23 protein-coding genes are annotated in these 23734 nt (G+C 59.7%); 14 read left to right on the forward strand and 9 right to left on the reverse strand.

The window, feature by feature from the left end; all coding sequences use genetic code 11:
• Positions 1 to 10: 10 nt before the first annotated feature.
• Positions 11 to 784: a pseudouridine synthase gene (locus tag NAT21_RS03175; RefSeq protein ID WP_250937964.1), complete on the reverse strand. Its 774-nt coding sequence runs from the start codon at positions 782 to 784 to the stop codon at positions 11 to 13.
• Between the two features lie 149 nt (positions 785 to 933).
• Here NAT21_RS03175 and NAT21_RS03180 point away from each other — a divergent pair, with 149 nt between their 5' ends.
• From NAT21_RS03180 to NAT21_RS03200, 5 genes are all read left to right on the forward strand, one after another.
• Positions 934 to 1656, forward strand: a complete 723-nt coding sequence (locus NAT21_RS03180) for an SIR2 family NAD-dependent protein deacylase (RefSeq protein WP_250935631.1) — start codon at positions 934 to 936, stop codon at positions 1654 to 1656.
• A 63-nt stretch (positions 1657 to 1719) separates the two neighbouring features.
• On the forward strand, positions 1720 to 2643 hold the full coding sequence (locus tag NAT21_RS03185) for a bile acid:sodium symporter family protein (RefSeq protein WP_250935633.1): 924 nt from the start codon (positions 1720 to 1722) through the stop codon (positions 2641 to 2643).
• Entirely contained in the window at positions 2640 to 3413 is a 774-nt protein-coding gene (locus tag NAT21_RS03190; protein WP_434084385.1) for a tRNA-uridine aminocarboxypropyltransferase, read from the forward strand. The genes NAT21_RS03185 and NAT21_RS03190 overlap by 4 nt, the downstream gene beginning before the upstream one ends.
• A complete protein-coding gene (locus tag NAT21_RS03195) occupies positions 3407 to 4033 on the forward strand; it encodes a LysE/ArgO family amino acid transporter (protein ID WP_250935635.1) in 627 nt (208 codons plus the stop codon). The genes NAT21_RS03190 and NAT21_RS03195 overlap by 7 nt, the downstream gene beginning before the upstream one ends.
• Positions 4034 to 4065: 32 nt before the next feature.
• Positions 4066 to 4353, forward strand: a complete 288-nt coding sequence (locus tag NAT21_RS03200; RefSeq protein WP_250935637.1) for a putative quinol monooxygenase — start codon at positions 4066 to 4068, stop codon at positions 4351 to 4353.
• Between the two features lie 83 nt (positions 4354 to 4436).
• Here NAT21_RS03200 and trkA read toward each other — a convergent pair whose 3' ends face one another.
• The 6 genes from trkA to def all read right to left on the reverse strand — a co-directional run bounded on the left by trkA (position 4437) and on the right by def (position 9569).
• Entirely contained in the window at positions 4437 to 5810 is a 1374-nt protein-coding gene (trkA, locus tag NAT21_RS03205) for a Trk system potassium transporter TrkA (protein WP_250935639.1), read from the reverse strand.
• Between the two features lie 119 nt (positions 5811 to 5929).
• Positions 5930 to 6136, reverse strand: a complete 207-nt coding sequence (locus tag NAT21_RS03210; protein WP_250935641.1) for a dodecin — start codon at positions 6134 to 6136, stop codon at positions 5930 to 5932.
• Positions 6137 to 6157: 21 nt separating this feature from the next.
• Positions 6158 to 6784: a bifunctional nicotinamidase/pyrazinamidase gene (gene pncA, locus NAT21_RS03215; RefSeq protein WP_250935643.1), complete on the reverse strand. Its 627-nt coding sequence runs from the start codon at positions 6782 to 6784 to the stop codon at positions 6158 to 6160.
• A 24-nt stretch (positions 6785 to 6808) separates the two neighbouring features.
• Positions 6809 to 8107, reverse strand: a complete 1299-nt coding sequence (gene rsmB / locus NAT21_RS03220) for a 16S rRNA (cytosine(967)-C(5))-methyltransferase RsmB (RefSeq protein WP_250935645.1) — start codon at positions 8105 to 8107, stop codon at positions 6809 to 6811.
• Positions 8104 to 9063 (reverse strand): methionyl-tRNA formyltransferase, encoded by a 960-nt coding sequence (gene fmt / locus NAT21_RS03225; RefSeq protein ID WP_250935648.1) that lies wholly within the window; start codon positions 9061 to 9063, stop codon positions 8104 to 8106. The genes rsmB and fmt overlap by 4 nt, the downstream gene beginning before the upstream one ends.
• On the reverse strand, positions 9063 to 9569 hold the full coding sequence (gene def, locus NAT21_RS03230; protein WP_250935650.1) for a peptide deformylase: 507 nt from the start codon (positions 9567 to 9569) through the stop codon (positions 9063 to 9065). The genes fmt and def overlap by 1 nt, the downstream gene beginning before the upstream one ends.
• A gap of 171 nt (positions 9570 to 9740) precedes the next feature.
• Here def and NAT21_RS03235 point away from each other — a divergent pair, with 171 nt between their 5' ends.
• The 5 genes from NAT21_RS03235 (at position 9741) to aroE (ending at position 14574) form a co-directional block, all read left to right on the forward strand.
• Positions 9741 to 10808 carry a hypothetical protein gene (locus tag NAT21_RS03235; protein ID WP_250935652.1) on the forward strand — a complete coding sequence of 356 codons (1068 nt, stop codon included), beginning with the start codon at positions 9741 to 9743 and terminating at the stop codon, positions 10806 to 10808.
• A complete protein-coding gene (gene dprA, locus NAT21_RS03240) occupies positions 10805 to 11926 on the forward strand; it encodes a DNA-processing protein DprA (protein WP_250935654.1) in 1122 nt (373 codons plus the stop codon). The genes NAT21_RS03235 and dprA overlap by 4 nt, the downstream gene beginning before the upstream one ends.
• A gap of 63 nt (positions 11927 to 11989) precedes the next feature.
• On the forward strand, positions 11990 to 12547 hold the full coding sequence (tsaC, locus tag NAT21_RS03245) for an L-threonylcarbamoyladenylate synthase type 1 TsaC (protein ID WP_250935656.1): 558 nt from the start codon (positions 11990 to 11992) through the stop codon (positions 12545 to 12547).
• Between the two features lie 130 nt (positions 12548 to 12677).
• On the forward strand, positions 12678 to 13601 hold the full coding sequence (gene hemF / locus NAT21_RS03250; protein WP_250935658.1) for an oxygen-dependent coproporphyrinogen oxidase: 924 nt from the start codon (positions 12678 to 12680) through the stop codon (positions 13599 to 13601).
• Positions 13602 to 13722: 121 nt separating this feature from the next.
• Complete coding sequence (gene aroE, locus NAT21_RS03255) at positions 13723 to 14574, forward strand: shikimate dehydrogenase (RefSeq protein ID WP_250935660.1); 852 nt, start codon at positions 13723 to 13725, stop codon at positions 14572 to 14574.
• Here the strand turns inward: aroE and NAT21_RS03260 are convergent.
• Positions 14564 to 15370: a M48 family metallopeptidase gene (locus NAT21_RS03260; protein ID WP_250935662.1), complete on the reverse strand. Its 807-nt coding sequence runs from the start codon at positions 15368 to 15370 to the stop codon at positions 14564 to 14566. The genes aroE and NAT21_RS03260 overlap by 11 nt on opposite strands.
• A 96-nt stretch (positions 15371 to 15466) precedes the next feature.
• Between NAT21_RS03260 and NAT21_RS03265 the strand changes: the two genes are divergently transcribed.
• The 4 genes from NAT21_RS03265 (at position 15467) to NAT21_RS03280 (ending at position 22233) form a co-directional block, all read left to right on the forward strand.
• A complete protein-coding gene (locus tag NAT21_RS03265; protein ID WP_250935664.1) occupies positions 15467 to 16309 on the forward strand; it encodes an ATP-binding protein in 843 nt (280 codons plus the stop codon).
• 134 nt (positions 16310 to 16443) lie between these two features.
• Positions 16444 to 20220 (forward strand): response regulator, encoded by a 3777-nt coding sequence (locus tag NAT21_RS03270; protein WP_250935667.1) that lies wholly within the window; start codon positions 16444 to 16446, stop codon positions 20218 to 20220.
• Positions 20217 to 20609, forward strand: a complete 393-nt coding sequence (locus NAT21_RS03275; protein ID WP_250935669.1) for a response regulator — start codon at positions 20217 to 20219, stop codon at positions 20607 to 20609. Before NAT21_RS03270 ends, NAT21_RS03275 begins: the two co-directional genes overlap by 4 nt.
• A complete protein-coding gene (locus NAT21_RS03280; protein ID WP_250935671.1) occupies positions 20596 to 22233 on the forward strand; it encodes a diguanylate cyclase in 1638 nt (545 codons plus the stop codon). Before NAT21_RS03275 ends, NAT21_RS03280 begins: the two co-directional genes overlap by 14 nt.
• On the opposite strand, the gene der is transcribed toward NAT21_RS03280, so the two are convergent.
• Positions 22230 to 23639 (reverse strand): ribosome biogenesis GTPase Der, encoded by a 1410-nt coding sequence (gene der / locus NAT21_RS03285; protein WP_250935673.1) that lies wholly within the window; start codon positions 23637 to 23639, stop codon positions 22230 to 22232. The genes NAT21_RS03280 and der overlap by 4 nt on opposite strands.
• Positions 23640 to 23734 lie beyond the last annotated feature (95 nt).

Consider the following 23734-nt stretch of genomic DNA (forward strand, 5'->3'; position numbering starts at 1 on the left):
AAAAGCGACATCAATCCTGAAATGATAGCGGTTCGAAAGAAGGCGAGCATTCTCGCACATCATGGCGACCGGTGTGGGATGACCAGCCAAAGCGGGTCATCAGCGCGGCCATGTCCTCTGCCACGGGAGCCTGAATGCTCAGCCGAACCGGCCTGACAGGGTGGTCAAAGGCCAGGTGCGTGGCGGCCAGCAGCAGTCGTCCGGCTCCGAGGTGGTCTTTGAAATAGCGGTTATGAACCCCCTTGCCGTGCTTGGCATCGCCAATGATGGGGTAGCCTGCATGGCTTAGATGGCGGCGAATCTGGTGGCGTCGCCCCGTGTGCGGGCAGGCTTGCATCAGGCTGTAGCGTGTGGTGTTGAATCGCTCGATTTTGACCGGCCATTCCACTTCAGCCAGCCGACGCACTGTGGTGACTGCCTCCAGTGCCGGCAGGTCTGCCTTGGGTCGCCTGCCATCCTCCTCCTTCAGAGGGCGCTCGATGCGGGAATACACCGGGCCGAAGCCGCGGACCACGGCCAGGTAGCGCTTGTCGACGGTGCGCTGCTCGAATTGCGTTGCCAGATGGCGTGCGATTCCGGAAGACAGCGCAAATACCATGACGCCAGAGGTGGGGCGATCAAGACGATGAACGGGATAGACCCAGTATCCCAGCTGGTCTCGCAGGGTCTGAAGCACTACCTCGGTGACGTGGGGATCAAGCGCGCTGCGATGGACAAACGCGCCGGAAGGCTTGTGTATGACGACCAGGTGATCGTCCTGGTAAAGGACCGGCAGGGATATCATGGGCAACAGGGTCCAGGGGCACAGTGGCGGGCAGCAGGTATTGACCGGCATTTTACCTTGTCCGGGTTTAATGGCACTCTTTATGCACCTTACATTACGCCGATGAGAAGATCGCGCGAGTCTACGCCATGCCAGAGGGTCCGCCAATCATGCCCCATGTTGTTGTGCTTACCGGTGCCGGTATCAGTGCCGAAAGTGGCATCAGTACGTTTCGTGACAATAACGGGCTCTGGGCGTCACATCGCCTTGAAGACGTGGCTACCCCCGAAGCCTGGGAACGCGATCCTGAAGGGGTGCTGGCCTTTTACAACGAACGTCGCCGCGAGGTCCGCAGGGCGCAACCCAATGCGGCGCATGAGGCGCTGGCCCGCCTTGAGCGGCATAACTGCCGCGTCAGTATCGTGACTCAGAACATTGATGACCTTCATGAGCGTGCCGGTTCACGGGATGTGTTGCACCTGCATGGTGACATCGGCAAGGCCCGTTCTTCAGTGGACCCTCGCCTGCTGTACCGGTTGCGGGGGGAGGAGACCATCGAAATCGGCCATATGTGCGATCACAATTACCAGCTGCGGCCGCACGTTGTCTGGTTCGGTGAGCAGGTTCTGCTTTATGATACGGCCTGCCATATCATGGCCGATGCGGATTGGGTGCTGGTCATTGGTACATCGCTGTCGGTCATGCCGGCGGCGGCGCTTCTGGATGAGGCTCCTGCCCATGTAACACGCATGGTGATTGACCCTGATGCCGTCGCGCTTGCCCGGGGAACGGATGCGATACCGATGGCCGGCAAGGCCTCGGAGATCGTGCCGGAGCTGGTCGAGCATTTCATCGCGCACCGTGTTTTCGAGCAGCCCGCCCGCGGTCAGTAGTGTGTCCTGTGGCGTCGGATCAGTGACGCCTTTCCCTGTTTGCTTCTGTTGCCGGAAAACCTCATGTTTGAAGCCCTGAACCGCCTGTTCCCCGTGTGGGCCATTCTGCTCGCCGTTATCGCTGCCTTTTTTCCTGCCCTGTTCGTGTCCGCCAAACCGGCGATTCAGCCACTGCTGGCGCTGATCATGTTCGTGATGGGGCTGACGCTTTCAAAGGATGACTTTGCCAGGGTGCTTAAATCACCGCTACCGATCGGCATCGGACTGTGTCTGCAGTTCACCCTGATGCCGCTGGCAGCCTGGGGCATTTCTCATGTGCTGGGGCTGTCACCGGCACTGACCATCGGCATGGTGCTGGTAGGTGCTACTTCCGGTGGAACGGCTTCCAATGTCATGACCTGGCTTGCCGGAGGCAATGTGGCCCTGTCGGTCAGCATGACCATGGTGTCGACGCTGCTGTCGATCGGCATGACGCCGCTGCTGGTCTGGGCTTATATGGGGGAAAGCATTGCCGTGCCAGTGGTATCGATGCTGTTGTCGATCGGCAAGCTGGTCATCCTGCCGATCGTGGCCGGTCTGGTGGTGCATCATATCGCCGCGCGACATATCAGACGTGCGGAGCCAGCGCTCGCCACGATTGCCATGATTGCCATTGTGGCCATCATCGCCATTGTCGTGGCGCTGAATGCCGGCCGACTTCTTTCGCTGGGCCCGCTGGTGGCGCTGGCGGTGGTCCTGCACAACCTTACCGGTCTGCTGGGCGGGTATGGTGCGGCGCGTTTGATGAAGCAGGATGAGCGAACGTGTCGTACGATTGCCATCGAGGTCGGAATGCAGAATTCGGGGCTGGCCGTAGCGCTGGCCAGCCAGTTCTTTTCGGCGGGAGCAGCCCTGCCCGGAGCACTGTTTTCGGTGTGGCACAATATTTCAGGCTCGTTGCTGGCGGGCTACTGGAAACGCCGTGCCGTGCCGGGGGGCGAGCGATGAGTGATGGTTCGCCTGTCGATGGTTCTGCGTCCCTTGAACCGGATATGCCCGGTGCGGGCGTGTTCAAGGCCAGAGGCAGCTTTGTGGTTCGGTGTGAGGGCTGTCGACTGCCGTCGCTCAACTGCCTTTGCCCGTTTCGGGTACTGACCCACAGTCGAGCGCGCTTTGTGGTGCTGATGCATCGGCTTGAGCATCTCAAACCCACCAATACCGGACGCCTGATTCAGGACTGCCTGCCGGACACTCAGGTTTTCACCTGGTCGCGTACCGAGCATGACCCGGACCTGATGGCCCTGCTGGAAGACCCGGCCATGGCACCCATGATCATCTTTCCCGATGATCAGCCGGATTATGCCGACCGCGTGATTGATGATACCGCCATTGATGCTGCCTTCGACGGCGGTAAAACACCCCTGTTCATTCTGCTGGATGGTACCTGGCGTCAGGCGCGGCGCATGTTTCGTCGAAGTACCTACCTCAGCGGCCTTCCTGTATTACCACTCAATACGGCGCGGCTGACACGCTATCGGCTTAGAAAGGCCGCTTCGAGCGCTCATCTGTGTACGGTGGAGGTGGCCATCGAATTACTGAAAAAAAGCGGTGATACGGTGGCTTCGGTGCGTCTGGATGACTATTTCGATGTTTTCAACGACAGTTACGCCGCGAGCCGACGTTACGAATTGATCGAGCGACCTACGCCGGCCATGCGCCGTTTGACGGCATTGCAGGAGTGCTGCACTAACGCCGACAACAGGGAGAACGGATGCTGACGACGTTACTGCACGGGTTCCTGACCGGACTCGGTCTGATCGTGGCCATTGGTCCGCAAAACGCGCTGGTGCTGAAGCAGGGACTGTTGCGGCGTCACGTAGGGTTGGCGATCGGATGCTGTGCCGGTGCGGATATCCTGCTGATTGCCAGCGGAGCCCTAAGTCTGGGCCCCTGGCTGTCGCGTCATGCATCATGGCTGCTGGGCATGAATCTCGTCGCTGCCATGGTGCTGTTTCTATATGGTCTGCTGGCCTGGCGACGGGTATTTTTTCCTGCGGCTCTGGAAGCCTCGAGGTCCGGAATATCCTCCCGAATGGCACTGGTCATGCAGCTGGCCGGCGTCACGCTACTCAACCCGCATGTCTATCTTGATACCTGGGTATTGCTGGGGGGCATGACGGCAGGATTGCCCTTGCCGCTTCAACCGTGGTTTTCGGGCGGGGCCATGCTGGCCTCGCTGGTCTGGTTTCTTGCACTGGGTCAGGGCGCTCGTTATCTGGCGCCGGTGCTGGCACGGCCGGCTGCCTGGCGGGTAATTGATGCGATGATCGCGGTGATTATGTGGTGGCTGGCATGGCGCCTGGGGTATGAAGTGTGGGACGATCCCCTTTTGACATAATGTTTCAAAAACGTGTTTTCAGGGAGGTGGACATGAGTATAACGGTGATTGCCACCATTGAGGCCGAAGAAGCCCACGAGAAAACGGTTGAAAAGGCGCTCCGCGATGTGGTGTCGCCATCACGTGATGACGCCGGCTGCGAGATGTACGTGCTGAGCCGGGATGAGGATAATTCCTCCCTGTTCGTGATGCTTGAGCGCTGGAAGGACCGCTCCGCGCTCAAGGCGCACGAGCAGACTCCCCATTACAAGACACTGATGAGTACCCTCAAGGGCAAGCTGGTGAGTGTAGATATCCAGGTGCTGGATGTATTGATCTAGTCGGCAGAAAACGCTGGAAAAAGGGCCCCGAAAGGGCCCTTTTTTCATGGGTGAAGACCGGGTTCGTCGTGGCGGGCGTCGGGTCAGAAAAAGGACAGCCCGACCTGGAACAGGCGCTCGACCTCCTTCATGCGACGCTTGTCGACCACAAAGAGAATGACGTGATCATCGGTTTCAACCACCAGGTCGTGGTGTGCAACCAGCACTTCCTTGCCTCGTACGATCGCTCCCATGGTGACGCCATCAGGCAGCTCGATGTCCTCGACAGCTCGGCCCACTACCCGCGATGAGCGATGATCGCCGTGCGCAATGGCTTCGATGGCTTCTGCTGCGCCGCGCCGGAGGGAGTGCACATTGACGATGTCGCCGCGCCGAACGTGGGTCAGCAGGCTGCCGATGGTGGTCTGTTCCGGGGAGATGGCGATATCGATTTCACCGCCCTGAACCAGATCGACATAGGCGGCATTGTTGATCAGTGTCATCACCTTCTTGGCGCCGAGTCGCTTGGCCAGCATTGATGACATGATGTTGACTTCATCATCGTTGGTCAGTGCGCAGAAGATATCGCAGTCCTCGATATTTTCCTCGACCATCAGCTGCTTGCTGGTGGCGCTGCCATGCAGGACCACGGTGCGATCAAGCTCCTCAGACAGGGCTGTACATCGGGAGAGGCTCTGTTCGATGATCTTGACCTGATAGGTATGCTCAAGCGTTTCGGCCAACCGCTCGCCGATATGCCCCCCCCCGGCGATGATTACCCGACGAAACTGGCGTTCAAGCTTTCGAAGCTCGCCCATGACAGCACGGATGTCCTTGCGTGCCGCAATGAAGAAGACTTCATCATCGGCTTCTATAACGGTGTCGCCCCGGGGGATGATTGGTCGATTGCGCCGGTAAATGGCGGCGACCCGCGTATCCACATTCGGCATGTGGCGCCGCAGAAAGCGCAGCTCCTGTCCCACCAGCGGACCGCCATAAAAGGCCTTGACGGCAACAAGCTGCGCCAGCCCGTTGGCGAAATCCAGCACCTGCAGTGCACCGGGATACTCGATCAGGCGACGAATATGGTTGGTGACCACCTGTTCCGGGCTGATCAGTACGTCAATCGGGATGGCGTCGTTTGAAAACAGGCCCTTGCGGGTCAGGTAGGCTGTGGAGCGCACACGCGCGATCTTGGTGGGTGTGCGGAACAGGCTGTAGGCCACCTGGCAGGCAACCATATTGACTTCATCGGAGCTGGTAACGGCAATCAGCATGTCGGCGTCTTCGCCGCCAGCCTGACGCAGGATCATCGGGTAGGAGCAGGGGCCGAGAATGGTACGGATATCCAGCCGGTTATGCAGATCCCGCAGGCGGTCATTATCGGTATCGACAACCGTAATGTCGTTGTCTTCATGGGCCAGATGTTCAGCCAGCGTACCGCCGACCTGACCGGCACCGAGAATAATGATTTTCATGGAGCGTTGTATCCCGTGACAAGGCGCTCATGGTAACGGGGTGTTGCGAGGCGAGCAATGCGAAAGCAGATGAGAAAAATCAGGCGTTAAAAAGGGCGCCGTGTGGCGCCCCTTTCAGATCATTCGAGAGTGAACCCGACCTTGATGCTGACCTGCCAGTGACCGACCTTGCCATCTTCGATATGGCCGCGAGTGGAGGTCACTTGAAACCACTGCATGTTATCAATGCTCTGGCGTGCCTTTTCAAGCGCACGCTCGACCGCGTCTTCGATGCTGGTCGTGGATGAACCGGTCAATTCTACGGATTTGTAAACGTGGTCACTCATGTGGCGCTCCTTGCGTCAGTATTAATCCCTGTCCGTCACCGTGATGCCGCCGGCCTGCAACCGTGTTTTGATTGCCTGATCGCTTTCCGGCGTCACGGGGCGTGTCAATGACCATAGCACATGTGTTTGAAAACCCAAGTAGCGACTGTCTTCGGCGCTCCATAGTACGCATACATCCCGAGCCAGCCCGCAGAGGTAGACCTCGCGAACGCCGCGAGCTTCAAGCCATCCCGCCAGGCCGGTGCTCCGGCGTTGACCATCGGGGCCCGTGTTGTTGCGAAAGGCGCTGTAGGAGTCGATCTCGGGGTGTGTTCCCTTGCGGATGATCACATCGATGGCGCGTTGATCAATGCCGGGATGTATGGCGGCCCCCGGGGTGCCTTGAACGCAATGAGCCGGCCAGAGGGTATGGCATTCGCCGTGAAGCATCATCGTGTCGAAGGGCGCCTTTCCAGGGTGGCGCTCGGCAAACGACAGATGACCTGCCGGATGCCAGTCCTGGGTTGCCACGATATGGCCATACCGGCCGCTGTTCATGGCGGCATTGATGCCTGCCACGACTGCCTCGCCGTCATGGCAGGCCAATGGCCCTCCCGCCATGAAGTCCGGTTGAACATCAACAAGAATCAACGCACGTTCATGGCTCATGAGGGCCTCCTGTATGGCAATGGCCTAGTTGGCTGCCTTGTGCAGCAGCGCATAGAAAAAGCCGTCGTGACCACCGGTCTGTGGAAACAGCTGGCGGCCTGCACCAGCGGGTTCGCCGCATTCAAGAGGTAGTGGCAGGGCCGAGGCCGAGGCGGTGCGTGCGAGGAACCGGTCGATCTGAGTTGCATTCTCGGCCGGAATCACCGAACAGGTGGCATACAGCAGGACGCCACCCGGCGCGAGGGTGCTCCAGAGGCTATCGAGCATCTCGCCCTGGAGGGTCGCCAGTCCGGTAAGATCTTCCGGTTGACGCAGGTGCTTGATGTCGGGGTGGCGGCGAATGACGCCGGTGCCCGAGCAGGGTGCGTCACACAGGATGGCGTCAAAGGCAGTGCCATCCCACCAGTCGGTAGTGGTGGCATCGCCTTCACACAACTCGGCCTCGAGCCCAAGCCGGGTCAGGGTATCGCTGACCCGGGTCAGACGAGCACCATCATTGTCCAGAGCGATCATGTTAAGGCCGGCGTGTCGCTCGAGCAGGTGGGCAGTCTTGCCGCCCGGGGCGCAGCAGGCATCCAGAAAATGACAGCTCTCGCTCAGGTGGGGGGCCAGCAGGGATTCGGCCAGCTGGGCTGCCTCATCCTGAACGCTGACATCACCGTCCTCGAAGCCGGGCAGGCTGTCCACATCGCAGGGCACGGCAAGGGTGATGCCGTCTCTGGAAAAAGGCGTTGCCGTGGCATCAATGCTCTGCTCGGACAGTCTGGCAAGGTAGGCGTCGCGGGTCTGATCGCTGCGAGCGTTGATCCGAAGTGTCATCGGAGGCGCTTCGTTATTGGCTGCCACGATGGTTTCCCAGTGAGCAGGCCAGGCCTGCTTCAGGGTGTCGACAAGCCAGGCCGGATGGCGCAGCGAGGCTTCCATGTCCTGATCGGCAGCGGCGAGCAGCGTGTCTCGTTCCCGGTCCGCCCGGCGCAGGCATCCATTGAGCACGCGGGTTGCCCAGGGCTTTTTGAGGGTACGTGCGGCCCCGGCGGTCTCGCCTACTGCCGCATGGGGAGGCACTCGCATGTAGTAAAGCTGATAAAGGCCCAGCAACAATAGCGCCTGAATGTCCTGATCCTTGACCTTGAACGGTTGCTTCAGGAGCTGGCCGGCCAGATGCTCGAGCCGTGGCAGTTCTCGGCATACGCCGAAGCACAGCGCCTTGTAGAACCCGTGATCACGCGGTGGCAGATCCACCGTGGTCATGGCGGCCAGGGAGGCCTGGCCCCTGAGGACCTGGGCAAGCGTACGGGCAGCCTGAACACGTGCCTGGCTCATGAAGTACATCCTTGAAGTCGAGTGCCGGGCGTGAAGCGCTCGCCCTTGCTGTTGAGTAGGTCCTGTACCGGCAGCGGTTTACCGCCGGGCAGCTGGGCGCGGGTGACCACAAGGGTTCCTTCGCCACAGGCAATGCGCAGGCCCTGCCGATCACCTTCCAGCAGGGTGCCTGGCGTGAGGCCGGAATCATGGGCCTCGGCGCGGGCCTGCCAGAGCCGAAGGGTGTCATCACCCAGCGTGGTCCAGGCTACCGGCCACGGATTGAAGGCGTTGATGGTGCGGGCAAGGTGGGCCGCAGGCTGACTGAAATCCAGCCGTGCGTCAGCCTTGGACAGCTTGTGGGCATAGGTGACGCCATCTTCGGGCTGAGGGGTCGGCCGTGCCGTGCCGGCAACCAGTTGCTCCAGGGTCTCGAGCAGGGCGCCTGCACCGTCGGCAGCCAGCCTGTCATGCAATGCGCCACCGGTGGTGTGCTCATCAAGTGCCGTGGTGGTCTTGATCAGCATGGCTCCGGTATCAAGCCCGGCATCCATCTGCATGATGGTGACGCCACTGTGGGTATCGCCGGCTTCGATGGCGCGCTGAATCGGCGCAGCCCCGCGCCAGCGCGGCAGCAGGGAGGCGTGAACGTTGATGGCGCCCAGGCGAGGCAGGTCCAGCACGGCCTGCGGCAGAATCAGCCCATAGGCCACGACAACCAGTATATCCGGCGCCAGTTCGCTCAGGGCTGCCCTGTCCTCGGGATGTTTGAGTGACAGGGGCTGGTGTACCGGGAGGCCGTGTTCAAGGGCAAGTGCCTTGACCGGGCCAGGCATCAGTTTTCGTCCCCGTCCGGCAGGGCGATCCGGCTGGGTCCATACGCCGACCACATCGTGGCGGCTGGCAAGCAGGGCCTTCAGGCTCTCTGCAGCAAAGTCCGGTGTGCCGGCAAAGGCAATTCGCAGGGTATCAGGCATCAGCTTGACTGCTTCTGGCGTTTGATCATCTTCTTCTTGATGCGCTCGCGCTTGAGCGGCGAGAGATAATCCACGAACAATACGCCTTCCAGATGGTCCAGCTCGTGTTGAATGCAGTGGGCCAGCAGCCCTTCGGCCTGCAGTTCGTAAGGGTTGCCGTGGCGGTCCAGCGCTTCCAGGTTGACCTTCAGGTAGCGCGGCACTTCGACATAGGAGTCCGGGATGGACAGGCAGCCTTCCTGTAGCGGCTCCATGTCATCGCCGATCGGGGTAAAACGCGGGTTGATCAATACGCGCGGGTCGGTCTTGTCTTCGCTGACATCCATGATGACCAGGCGACGGTGCTGGTCGACCTGGGTGGCGGCCAGGCCGATGCCTGGAGCGTCGTACATGGTTTCGAACATGTCATCGATCAGCTTTTGAAGTTCATCATCAAACTGTTCCACCGGCGCGGCCCTGGTGCGAAGGCGCGGGTCGGGGTATTCCAGAATGTCTAACAGAGCCATGGGCAGGTACCGTTCAAGAAAGTAGTGGCTTCAAGGTCGGGAAGTTCCCCGCCGTAAATAGGCAGGAGTTGCCGGGGTGATTCGGCAGACCTTGAGCGTTGGCGTTGTGCCTATTGTAATGTGGGCGTGCGTCGAACGGAACCGGCGTGCGCGCCTTGTGATGGCACTCTCATGACCCTGAACTGTTTACATCGTTTGAAGCGCGTCCGGATCTGGGGCGTCGGCCTTGCGCTGGCCGGTGTGATGATTGCACCGGTGCATGCCGTGACCCTGAAGCCGGATGCTCCGACCCATTTGATCGTACCGGACGGGGCCAGCCAGTATTCGCTGGCGGCACGTTACCTTGACGACCCCGGTGCGTGGCGTGCCCTGTGGGCCCGTAATCCCGAGTTCAGTGATCCTCCCAGGCTTTATCCCGGTGACCAGCTTCGGCTGGAACAAAAGGATGGTGTGCCGACCCTGACTCTGGTGCGCGGTCAGCGAGTAATTACCCTGTCACCGTCGATGCGCCGCATCCCTCAGCGTGATGTCGTGACGGTGGTGCCGCGCCGACAGATCGATGCATTTCTGGGTACCTTTCGTCTGATGGATGAGGCCCAGCGCCGTCGGTTGCCGTCGGTGCTGGCTGATGAAGGAGAGCATTTGATCAGCGGTGCCGGTAGCCGGGTCTATGCTCGCGGCCACTGGGCCGTTGGCGAAGAGGTTTCCCTGTATCAGCCCGGCGGCTATCCCGGCCTGCTGGCTGGACGTGGTGAACAGTTGATCGAGCGCACCGGCCGCGCCCGGGTCGAGCGCATGCATCAGGGGCTGGCCGTGTTGAGGATACTTGAAGCTTCCCGGCCGGTTGACCGTACCACCTTGGTTGCACAGGAAGCCCGCCTGCCGGCGCTTGATGCCGCCGCCGAACTTCGCTTGCAGCCGGCTCCGGAGGGCTTCAGAAGTCGGCTGTCTTTATTGCCGCAGGCCAGTACGCTCGCCGGTAGTCGCGATATTGTGCTGGTCGATGGCGGCAGTCAGGAAGGGTTGGCGCCAGGCCAGGTATTGAGTCTTTATTCGCGCCCCGAGGCCGTTACGCTGCCAGGCAGTGATACACCCGTAGTGCTGCCGGGAGAGCTGGCCGGTCGACTGGTGGTGTTTCAGGTATTCCCGGCTGTTGCGCTGGGGCTGGTGGTGTCAAGCAATCGCCCGATCAGCGACGGGGCCCCGGTCGCCTCACCGACAGGAGGTTCCCTGCCATGATGCTGGATATGTGGGAGCGGGACAGCTTGCCTGTGCAACCGGCCACTGCATTGGACTGGCTGGTGCTCACGTTGCTGCCTGAGGTAGGAGCGCGGCGACTATATCGACTGCGGGAACAACAGCCAGCCTGGCCTCAGGGCTGGCTTGCAGCGCTGCCGGTCGCGGCTCAACCGGCATTGCGTGAGTATCTGGCACATGGTGAACAAAGTCGGGCAGGGGCTCAGGCCGCCAGACTGCTGGCCTGGTGCGATCAGGGCCCCCACCGGGGTGTCATTCATCCCGGTCATCCCGACTGGCCAGCCCTGCTGGACGAAATTGCCGACCCGCCCCCCCTGCTGTGGGTGTGGGGAGATGTCGGGCTACTGTCAGCCCCGGCACTGGCAGTGGTCGGGACGCGCAAGCCGACCAGTGAAGGCAGCCGTAATGCTCGTCATTTCAGTCATGCTCTGGCCGGACGAGGGCTGTGTATTGTCAGCGGTCTGGCGCTGGGGATCGATGGACTGGCGCATCAGGCGGCGCTGGACGCCGGAGGTGAAACCATTGCGGTGCTCGGATGCGGTATCGACACGCTGTACCCCCGGCAGCACCAGGTCCTGCGTGACCGCCTGCTTGCCGAGCGCGGATTACTGATCAGCGAACATCCGCCGGGGGTGATGGCGCGCCCGCAATTCTTTCCGCGCCGTAATCGAATCATTACCGGATTGGCCATGGGCGTGCTGGTGGTCGAGGCGGCGCTTAAAAGCGGGTCATTGGTCAGTGCCCGGATGGCTGTTGAGCAGAACCGTGATGTATTTGCCCTGCCAGGCAGCCTGTCGAACCCTCAGGCGGCCGGGTGCCTGTGGTTGATTCAGCAGGGGGCCCGCCTGACCTGCACACCGGAAGAAATATTCGATGAATTGCCGCTGACGCTGGTGGACTCGGTAGAGTCAACCCGCGCTGTATCGGCGCCGGAGGAAGCGGTAGGCCTGCTGGCGCTGCTGGGCGAGGTGCCCGTGCCCATCGATACCCTGATCGAGCAGACCGGTCGCGCGATTGGCGAGGTATCCAGTGAGCTGTTGATGCTTGAAATAGAAGGTCGTGCTGGGCAGGCCGCCGGTGGCTGGGTGCGTACCCTCTGAGTGCGGCGTATCATGAGGCCGCTCGCAGACGGGCATATCCCGGGATAGTGAAGGAGAAAACTGATGGCCAATGTGGTCAATCTTGATGAGGCGGTACAGTGGTTACTCCAGGGTGGTGTGCTGGCGTACCCGACGGAAGCCGTCTGGGGCGTGGGGTGTGATCCGGATAACCCGGCTGCCCTTGAAGCCCTGCTGGCGCTCAAGGCGCGTGACCCTGCCAAGGGCGTGATCCAGATTGCTGCCAGCGTAGAACAGTGTGCGCCCTGGCTTGATGGGCTGGATCCGGCGCTGCACGATACGCTGATGGCTTACTGGCCGGGCCCGGTCACGTTTCTGGTACCGGACAACGGTCGTGCCCACCCCCTGGTTCGTGGCCATCATGCCACGGTGGCACTGCGGGTGACGGATCATCCTCAGGTACAGGCCCTGTGTCATGCCTTTGGCGGGCCACTGGTATCCACCTCGGCAAATCTGGCCGGACGCCCCCCCTGCATGACGCGTGATGATGTGCAGACCCAGCTGGGGCATGCACCGGCACTGGCCATTCTTGATGGCGCGCTGGGTGGTCGACACGAGCCCAGCCGCATTCAGGACCTGCTGACAGGCCGGGTCCTTCGCTGAGTGCGGCAATCTTTCACGTTAAAAAACAGGTGAGCGGGCTGACGTTGCCTACAGGATCACGGACAATGGCTCGACACAGGGGCCGAGCGCCCCGACTCTGTTATCCGGCCACTGAATCAAGGACCGCCTCATGTCCCACGCCTATCTCGATCACGTAAAGGAATTTTTGCTGGGCTTTCAGGATCGCATGTGCAAGCAGCTGTCTGACGCCGACGGTGGCGCCGAGTTTCGCGAAGATGCCTGGGCCCGCGAGGCCGGCGGCGGTGGACGCACTCGTGTTATTGAAAACGGTGCCCTGTTCGAGAAGGGCGGCGTCAATTTTTCTCATGTCAGTGGCGATCAGCTGCCTGCATCAGCCACTGCGGCGCGGCCCGAGCTTGCCGGACGCAGCTTTCACGCGACCGGAGTATCCTGGGTACTGCACCCCCACAATCCCCATGTGCCGACATGCCACGGCAATATCCGCTTTTTCATTGCCGAAAAGGAAGGCGAAGACCCGGTATGGTGGTTTGGCGGAGGCGTGGACCTGACGCCGTATTATCCGGTGCATGAAGATGTGTTGCATTGGCACCGTACCTGCAAGGCTGCCTGCGATCCGTTCGGTGAAGAGGTCTATCCCCGGTTCAAGGCCTGGTGTGACGAGTATTTTTATCTCAAGCATCGGGATGAAACGCGCGGGGTGGGCGGCCTGTTTTTCGATGACCTTAACGAATGGGGCTTCGAGACCTGTTTTGCCTTTCAGCAAAGCGTGGGCCATTGCTTTCTTGATGCGTTCCTGCCCATTGTCGAGGCGCGCCGCAATGAACCCTACGGTGAGAACGAGCGAGCGTTTCAGGCATATCGGCGAGGGCGTTATGTGGAATTCAATCTGGTATACGACCGGGGCACCCTGTTCGGGCTGCAAAGTGGCGGACGTACCGAATCCATCCTGATGTCCATGCCCCCCATGGCGGAATGGCGCTATCACTGGGCGCCGGATGAAGCATCCGCAGAGCATCACCTGTATCGGGACTATCTGCATGCCCGGGACTGGCTTGGTGAAGCAGACGGCTGAGTCCGGTAGCAGGAAGCACCTGTGGCAATGAAAAAGGGGTCGGCAATGCCGGCCCTCCTTCTTGCTGCCGTGAGACATGCTAATGTGACGGCTTTATGCTGCCACCATCAAGAGTTATGCCATGAGTGATCTGTACTGCGTTTTTGGCCATCCCATTCATCATTCCCGGTCGCCGGCATTGCATGCCGCCTTTGCAGCACAGACCGGTGAGGCGGTGCATTATGAGGCCCGCGACCCTGGCCCCGATGGCTTCCTGACCGGTTGGCAGGCCTTTGTCGAGGCCGGCGGGCAGGGCGCCAATGTCACGGTGCCGTTCAAGGAAGCGGCGTGGCGGCTGGCGGATCAGTTGTCGGACCGTGCCGCCCGTGCCGGTGCTGCCAACACGCTCAAGCTGATGCCCGATGGTACTGTCCTGGGGGATAACACCGATGGCGTCGGGTTGGTGCGTGATTTGATTCGGCTCGGCGCACGCCTTGACGGTGGGCGGGTATTGATTCTGGGGGCGGGCGGTGCCGTGCGTGGTGTGCTTGGCCCACTGCTGGATGAAATGCCACGGGAAGTGGTGATAGCCAACCGTACGCCGGACAAGGCGCGCTTGTTGAGTGAGGCCTTCGGGCGGTCGGACGCCTCGGCAGTCACTGGCGGACATTTCGATGAGGTAACCGGTAATTTTGACGTCATCATCAACGGTACCAGTGCCAGCCTTGCCGGAGCACTGCCGGCCCTGCCCGGCGTCCGCCTGACCCCTGACACCCTGGCCTATGACATGATGTACGGAGCTGCCCCAACCGTATTCATGGACTGGGCAGCCAGAGAGGGGGCCAGATGTGAGGACGGGCTGGGCATGCTGGTGGAGCAGGCTGCGGAATCCTTCATGACCTGGCGCGGTGTGCATCCGGACACCGGCCCGGTCAGGGAAGCCATTCGGCAGGCCCTGACCGCGTCACTTGATGCCGAGGCGCCTAGGGCCTGAAGCGGTTGCAGTTCGGTGTGCGCCCGGCCTTCTTCGCCTGTTGGTAAAGCGCTTGAGCACTGGCCATGCGGCCCTGAAGGTCCTGAATACGATGATCATTGCCGGGGTGAGTCGACATCCACTCCGGCGGTTGCTGCCCGCCGCTGGCCTTCATGTTATTCCACAGGGCAATACTGGCCTGTGGATTGAAGCCGGCCTTGGCCATCAGGTCCAGTCCCAGCAGATCGGCCTCGGACTCCTGCTTTCGTGAAAAGGGCAGCAGTACACCGTACTGGGCGCCAGCACCCAGCAGTGTGGCCAGCTGTTCGCCGCCCTGACCGGCCACCGCCTGAACCACGCTCAGCCCTGACTGGGTAATGGACTGGGTTGAAACCCGTTCATTGGCGTGATGGGCCAGCACGTGAGATACCTCATGGCCCAGAACCGCTGCCAGCTGATCCTGATTTTCAGCCACATTCAGCAGGCCGCTGTAGACACCGATATAGCCTCCGGGCAGGGCGAACGCATTGGCCTGGTCACTTTTGAATACCGCCAGGTTCCATTTTTTCGGTGCGTCCTTGCTGTTGACCTGCTCGGTAATGGCATCGGCAACGCACTCCACGTACTGGCGCGTCCGGCCCTGTACCTCGGGCAGTTTCTTTTGGTAGGTTTCAAAGCTCTGCTGGCCCATCTGATCCAGCTTGTCTGCAGAAAAAAGGGATAGCTGTGAGCGTCCCAGTGGCGACGTAGTGCAGCCTGCAAGACCCATTACGACAAGGCAGCCAAGCGCTGCATGCTTCCATGTAGTATGACGCATACCCTCTGATTCCTTGAGTGGCAGAATAAGATCGCAGAAGTATCATACCTTACGGCCCTGTAACGCAGGGTCAAACTTCTTGTCAGGAAATACATCATGAACGACGCCCTGGTTACCCGGTTAGTGCAGCTACTTGATTGTGTTGAGCCGTTTCTGCCCCCCAAACGCCCTCCGATCGACTGGTCATCCGATACCGCGGCATTGTGGGTGCGTCATCCTCTGGGGGGCTATCTGGTGCCGGTTTCACCACGTGACAGCCTGAGCATGGCGTCTCTGGTGGGCATCGAGCGTCAGCGCGAGGCACTCCTGCGTAATACACGAGCCTTCATGGCCGGACGTCCGTCCAATCATGCCCTCTTGTGGGGCGCTCGAGGTTGCGGCAAGTCGTCATTGGTGCGTGCCCTGATCAATGACCTGGGGGCGGACGGGCTTCGATTGATTCAAGTGGACCGCCATGATCTGGTCAGTCTGCCGGCACTGGTCAATGAGCTGCGTGATCAGCCCTGGCGCTTCATCGTGTACTGTGACGATCTTTCCTTTGAAGGCAGTGATGATGCCTACAAGGCGCTCAAGAGCGTACTTGACGGGACGCTGACCGGCCCTCCGGAGAACGTGCTGCTGTACGCGACGTCCAATCGTCGCCATTTGCTGCCGGAGTCAATGGAGGATAACCAGGCGACCAAAGTGGTGGGTCAGGAGCTTCACCACGGTGACGCCGTTGAAGAGAAGATATCCCTGTCCGATCGGTTCGGCCTCTGGCTGAGTTTCTATCCCTTTGATCAGGCCACCTTTCTCGAGGCCTGCCGGTACTGGGTTACCGAGCTGGGCAGCGAATGGGGGGATGAAGCAGAAAGGGCGGCACTGCGTTTTGCCACTCAACGTGGCGTTCGCAGCGGTCGGGCTGCATGGCAGTTTGCGGCGCAGTGGCTCAGCGAATGAAAGGTATTCTGTCTACAGGGCGATGGCCAATGATGCACTGCTATTAGCCTTTATTTGTCCATTTGCATGTGCGAAAGGTGTATTAAGGTCATCCACAGCCGATAGCTACTCCAATTGGACTGTGGATGATGCAGATGAAAGGAATTCGGGACCTTCGTTCGCCTGGCATTCTGGCTGGTGCCGGCGCACTTATTCTGGCGGCCTTCTTTGGCTATATGCTCATGGCCTCGTTGAAGCACGGCGATGAGGAGTGGTTCAATGCGCTGAACAAGGAAGGCCAGTTCCAGCGCCGTGCCATGGAGCAGGCGCTGATTACCATGAAGGCTGATCTGGAACATCAGGTCGCCGTGGTGACGGCTGACCCGACCCTTGACACGCTGCTCGAACGACTCCTGCCGCTATCCTCCACCAGCAGCACGCTGCCGGAAATACAGGCCCAACTGGCTCAGGTAATGACGCACTACCAGTCGTTGGGTGACATCGGCCATCTGGCACTGATTGGCAGTGATGGCAAGACCCTTCTTATCGAGCGCGGTGCGCCGGACATGGCGCTCACCTCCAGGACGTACATACGCTCCAACATGCCTGACAAGGCGCCAGTGATCGATATGCGGCTGGGGCAGCAGGCTCTTCTGATGACGGCAGTAGACCGGCTTCGATCATCGTCAGCCACCTCGGCTGATACACCCGCCCACGGTTATGTGGCACTGACCCATTCAGTCTCTGCTCTTTTGAAGGACAGGGCCCGTGAGCTGGGGCTGGGTGCTGTCTTGATCGGACCCCAGGGAACGCTGCTGAATCCGGCTGCAACGGGCTCGCGGATTCTGACGCAGTTCGAGGACCGTGCATCTCAACGTCCAGGCATTAATGAACGCGTGATTGACCTTGATGAACGCACGTTGCTGGCCGGTAGTCTCCAGCTTGCCGATACGCCGGGTGTTCGATTGCTGTTGTGGGAAGATATTACCGATGAGGCCCGACAGCATGAGCGACATCAGTGGCAGACAGCGGGTCGCTGGATCATTGGGCTATTGCTGACGGAATTTGGCCTTTTACTGCTGATCTTCTCTTATGGCAAGGCGACGCGGCGTCAGATGATGCACGTCCAGCAACAGCTGGAGCGCCAGGCACAGGCACTGCGAGCGCTCAATGAAATATCTGCCAACCGTCGCCTGGATACAGAAAAGCGCGTAGCACATGCCCTGGCCATTGGCTGTAATTTCCTGCAGATGCCCAACGCCATTGTCAGCCGTATCAACGGCGATGAATACCTGGTGCGTTTTCAGCAATCCCGGGATGGTGCCCTCGAAAACGGCATGCGCTTCAGTACGGCCGATACCTTCTGTTGCCTGACGCTCGAACAGGACACGATGCTGGCTTTCAATGATGCAAACAACACCCCGTACGCCGATCACCCCTGTCACCGGAAAATGCTTGTCACGGCCTATATAGGGGTGCCGCTGTGGGTAGGGGGGCTCCGTTATGGCACGCTCAATTTTTCCAGTGGCGAGGCGCGCAGCACGCCCTTTGATCAGGTAGAGGAAGAGTTCATGCTGGCCCTGTCGCGCTGGGTTGGTGCCACGATCAATGCGATGAATGAAGAAAGCGAGCGTAATGAATTAATGACGCGACTGGCGCGTATCAGCCAGCACGTGCCGGGCACGCTTTATCAGTACCGGGAAGATCCCGATGGGCACGTTTCCTTCCCGTACAGCAGTGAAGGCATTCAGGATATCTACCAGGTGACGCCCGAGGAGGTCCGCTTTGATGCCGGTAAGGTCTTTGAGATCGTTCACCCGGACGATCTGGAGGCCATTATCGAGTCCATTACGGAGTCCCGCCTGAATCTGTCACGCTGGAATACCGAGTTTCGTGTCACTCATGCCGATGGCAGTGTTCACTGGGTACGCGGCAGCTCGTCACCACAGCGGGACATGGATGGCGGTACCACCTGGCATGGTTTCATGCATGATGTGACTGAACAGAAGCAGACCGAAGAGCAGGTACAGCAGGATCGACAGCGTCTCGAGGCGTTGATCGATGCCTCGACCAGCGTCGCCATCATGGCGATGGATCTGGATGGGCGTATCAACCTGTTCAATACCGGTGCCGAGCGCATTCTGGGCTACTCCTCACAGGAAATACTGGGGCAGCAACCTCAGGATGTGTTTCATGTACCCGATGAGCTGGAGCATTATCGCGCCGCACTGGAAGAGGAGCTGGGCGAGAGCGTGTCCCTGTCCTCGGTGCTGCTGGAAAAACCGCGCCGCGGTCATGTCGATGTCACCGAGTGGACCTGCATCACGGCAAAGGGCGATGAAATCATGGTCAGCCTCTCCATCTCACCGATTTGTGACAAGGAAGGCGTCCCTACCGGTTATTTGTCACTGGCCCAGGACATCAGTGAGCAAAAGCGTATCGAACGAATGAAGAACGAATTCGTATCGACCATCAGTCATGAGCTTCGTACGCCATTGACTTCCATTTCCGGTTCGCTGGGTCTTGTTACCGGCGGAGCCTTCGGTGAGTTGCCGGTCCAGCTCAAGAGCATGCTGGACATTGCCTACAGCAATTCCAATCGGTTGAACCTGTTGATCAACGATCTGTTGGACATGGACAAGCTGGTCGCTGGCAAGATGCGCTTTGACGTCGTACAGCAGCCTCTGATGCCTCTGGTCGAGCAGTCCCTGAAGGATAATGGTGGCTATGCCGACAAGTTCGGCATCACGTTGTGTGTCGGTGAAACCCTTGACTGTGAGGTGGCCGTGGACGCGAGCCGGTTCCAGCAGATCATGTCCAACTTCCTGTCCAATGCCATCAAGTTCTCTCCCGAGTCAGGTCAGGTGACGGTGGGGGTTGTGCCCTGTGCACTGGGTGTCCGGGTTGAAGTGCGTGACAAGGGGCCGGGTATACCGGAAGCCTTTCAGTCGAGTCTGTTTGAAAAATTCACCCAGGCAGATAGCTCCAATACCAAAAAGAAAGGTGGCACCGGGCTGGGACTTGCCATCACGCGTGAATTGATCATGCGGATGAAAGGCCGTGTCGGATTTGATTCCATCGAGGGGCAGGGTTCCACCTTCTATTTTGAGCTGCCGATCCATCAGGATGCGATGCCTGCAGGGCTGGCGGAGCTGTCATCGGCTGACGGGGCGCGGGAAGGCGACAGGCCACTGGTCCTGATCGTGGAGGATGACCCGGATACCGCCTGGCTTATCAAGCAGCTGGTCGAGAAGTGGGGGTTCCACGCAGAAACGGCCTACAGTGGTCAGTCGGCGCTGGACCGCCTGCGCCAGCAGCGCTTTGATGCCATGACGCTGGATATGATCCTGCCGGATTTCAGTGGCAAGGAAGTCATGCGCCAGTTGCGTGAGATGGATCCTGAGTGTGATATGCCGGTCATCGTGATTTCGGCGCATCAGTCCAACGGTGAATTGAAGCTTGCCAGTGGCGTTGAAGCGCGGGGCTGGTTAAGCAAGCCCATTGACCAGGACATGCTGTTGGACGTGCTGCGAGGCGTAATCACGCCAGGTCAGGCCATGGGCCGCATTCTGCATGTCGAGGATGACAGTGACCTGCACCAGGTCATTTCAGCCATGTGCCGCGACATCGCAGTACTGGATGTGGCGCAGACCCTGCAGGAGGCACGTCAAAGGCTTGGCAGCATTACATATGATCTTGTTCTTCTGGATCTGGGGTTGCCGGATGGTTCCGGCTGGGAGTTGATGTCGATGATCAATTCCCTGGAAAAACCACCGCCGGTGGTGGTGCTTTCCGGCAATGAAATAACCGCGGAGCAGCGTTCGATAGTGCAGGGGGCGCTGGCGAAGTCGCGTATCTCCAATAAAGCCTTTGTGCAGACGCTACAACAGATCCTTGATGGTCGGTCTATTCAAAAAGGAAGCCTACAGTGAAACCTCTGGATACTATTTTACACGTCGAAGATGATCCCTCCATCCAGGCTGTTGCACGTGTGGCCCTTGAGACGGTAGGGGGATTCAATGTGACAGGCTGTGACGACGGTCAGCATGCGCTGAACGTTCTTGCAACCTTCAGGCCGGACTTGATTCTGATGGACGTCATGATGCCCAACATGGATGGTCCAACGACCCTGAAGCACCTGCAGCAGGATGAGGCGCTGGCATCCATCCCGGTGGTTTTCATGACGGCCAGGATTCAGCCGGCAGAAGTGGAGCAGTACCGGGCACTGGGTGCCGTGGATGTGCTCGAAAAGCCCTTTGACCCCATGACGCTGGCAGAGCGGCTGCGGGCAGTATGGGAGAACGTTCATGGCGACACCTGACGCATCGCTGGTTCAGCAGCAGCTTGCCAACCTCAAGGAAAGCTACAAGCATCGACTGGCCGAGGATCTTGTCGATCTGGAGCGCTGTACGACAGCGATGCTGGCGGAGCAGGGCAACCGGGAGATGATGGCCTCACTGTGTCAGTCGCTGCACCGTATCGCAGGTTCTGCCGGAACATTCGGCTGGACAGAGGTGGGTGCGGCCTGTCGAGAGATGGAGCAGCAGACGCAGATCTGGCTGAAGCGTGCTGACGATGTGGCGCCGGAAGCGCTGGAGATGATCCGGGCGCGGCTTCGGGCGCTGATAGGGCATATGCACAAGGCTGCATCCGACGGCGACACGCCGCCGCGTATCGACTTTGATGCCGGCTCTGAATATACCGATGCCGCAGTGACCGTGGTACTGCTGGGGCTTTCCACCCATGAAGGCGAGCACATGGCAGATGCGCTGAAGGGATTCGGCTATGCCATCCGATTTGCTGCAGAGGCGGGGGACATTCTGTCGATGTCTCCTGCTCCGGATGTACTGGTGGCCGATCAGAATGTGCTGACCATGTCGCTCCGCGCTTATATCAGCCGCGATGATGTTCCCACGGCGCTGATTCAGCTCAACCGGCTCGATACCTTCGAGCGACGTTTGCATGCAGTGCGTTGTGGTGCTCAGGGGTACTTTACCTATCCGATCGATATCCCGCGGCTGGAGGCGCGCCTGCGCCGTCTGGCCACACGCCATACCCAGGACCCGTATCGTGTGGTCATTGTTGATGATGACGTCGAGCTGTCCGAGCATTTTCGACTGGTGCTGCAGGCCGCGGGTATCGACAGTCGGGTCGTGAACACGCCCTCCATGGTCGTGGCTGCCCTGCATGATCATATGCCGGATATTCTCATCGTCGATATCAACATGCCAGGCTGCAGTGGACCGGAGCTGGCGCAGGTGCTGAGGCTGGATGACGACTGGCTGAAGGTACCGATCATCTATCTTTCGGCAGAAACCGATCAGGATCGGCGAACGGTGGCGCTGCGGCAGGCCGGTGATGACTTCCTGGCCAAGCCCATCAGCGATCTGGATCTGATCAATGCGGTCAAGGTGCGCTCTCAGCGTTCCCGACAGCTCAGCGAGGCGCTGGAGCGTGACGGGCTGACCGGACTCATGAAGCATGCGGCGCTCAAGGAACAGCTGGATATTGAGGTGTCACGTGCACAGCGCAGTGGTGAGCCCGCCAGTGTGGTCATGATCGACATCGATCACTTCAAGTCGGTCAATGACACTTATGGGCATGCCACCGGGGATTATGTCATTCGGCTGCTGGCCAATTTGCTGCGGCGGCGGTTGCGCAAGGTCGATACGGTCGGCCGTTATGGCGGTGAGGAGTTTGTGGCGATTCTGCCGAACTGTGATGCGGAAAATGCTGCGCGTATCTTCAATGAGATACGGATGAATTTCAGTCAGCTTGACTGTGTTTCGGGGGAGCAAAGCTTTCGCGTATCGTTCAGTGCCGGCATTGCCACAACCGCCAGTAGCGGAGAGGGCAGTGTGCTGCTTGAGATCGCCGATCAGGCCATGTATCAGGCCAAGACCGGCGGACGTAACAAGGTGTGCGTCAGTGAACCGACGGATTAACGGCGGTTGCGGCGTGCTTCACGAGTCTTGGCCAGTTCACGTGACTTGGCCTTTTCTCGATCACTGTCATTCTTCTGGTGATCGTACGGGTTGTCATTCGTGCGAAATTCAAACCGGATCGGTGTGCCGCGAACCTTGAGGACCTTACGGAAGGTATTGATCAAAAACCGTTTGTAGGCATCGGGCAGAGCATCAACCTGGTTGCCGTGTACCACGATGATCGGCGGGTTCGTACCGCCCTGGTGCGCCATGCGTGGCTTGATTCGCCGACCACGAACCAGTGGCGGCTGATGCTCGGTAATCGCATCCTGCAGCAGGGTGGTCAGACGATTGGTTGACCATCGCGATGTGGCGCTTTTGAAGGCACTATTGACCGAGGTATACAGGTCGCCCACACCTGTGCCATGGAGCGCCGAAATGAAGTGCATGTCTGCGTAGTCCGTAAAGCCCAGACGGCGCTTCAGCTCGGCGCGCATCTTTTCCTTCACGTCACTTTCCAGTCCATCCCACTTGTTGACGGCCAGCACAAGGGCGCGGCCTGACTCGAGAACATAATCCAGCAGGTGCATGTCCTGCTCGACCAGCCCGGTACGCGCATCCAGTACCACTATTGCCACGTGGCACTGCTTGATGGCATCAAGCGTTTTGATGATGGAAAACTTTTCGGCGGCTTCGCTGACATTCTTGCGCCTGCGGATACCGGCCGTATCCACCAGGACATAAGGCTTGCCGCGACGCTCGAAGGGGATTTCGATGGCATCGCGCGTTGTGCCTGCCTGGTCATAGACTACCACCCGTTCCTCGCCCAGCATCCGATTGACCAGGGTCGACTTGCCAACATTAGGCCGGCCGACAATGCCGATACGAATTCCCTGATCGACATTGAGCTCCGGGTGCAGGCTTTCGTCATCAAGCTCTGGGTAGGGCTCAAGCACATGCTCGATCAGCTGAGTGACGTTACGGCCATGTTCGGCGGCAATGGCTACCGGGTCGCCCAGACCCATGGTCCAGAATTCGGCCGTGGCAATTTCTTCCTGCGTGCCATCACTCTTGTTGACGACAAGCCATGTTTTTTTCTGGTTCATGCGCAGGTGGTTGGCAATGGCCTCATCTGCCGGTGTAAGGCCGGCCCGGGCATCCACCATGAAAAAGACGATATCAGCCTCATCAATGGCCAGCAGGGACTGTTCGGCCATGGCAGCATCGATACCCTGCTCGTTGCCGCTGATCCCGCCGGTATCAATGACGGTAAACGGCTTGTTGCCCAGCTTGCCGTTACCATAGTGTCGGTCGCGGGTCAGCCCGGCATAATCGGCCACAATGGCATCCCGCGAACGGGTCAGGCGGTTGAACAGGGTAGATTTGCCGACGTTGGGGCGGCCAACTAGAGCGATGACAGGATTCATGGGGCCTCGACGGGACGCTGGCGTGACTGACTTGAAAGCATGAAGGATATGGCACAACTGGATAATATGGCGGCATGATACCGCAAATCCGGGCC

Origin of the sequence: Larsenimonas rhizosphaerae (assembly GCF_023700005.1) — a bacterium.
GTDB lineage: Bacteria > Pseudomonadota > Gammaproteobacteria > Pseudomonadales > Halomonadaceae > Larsenimonas > Larsenimonas rhizosphaerae.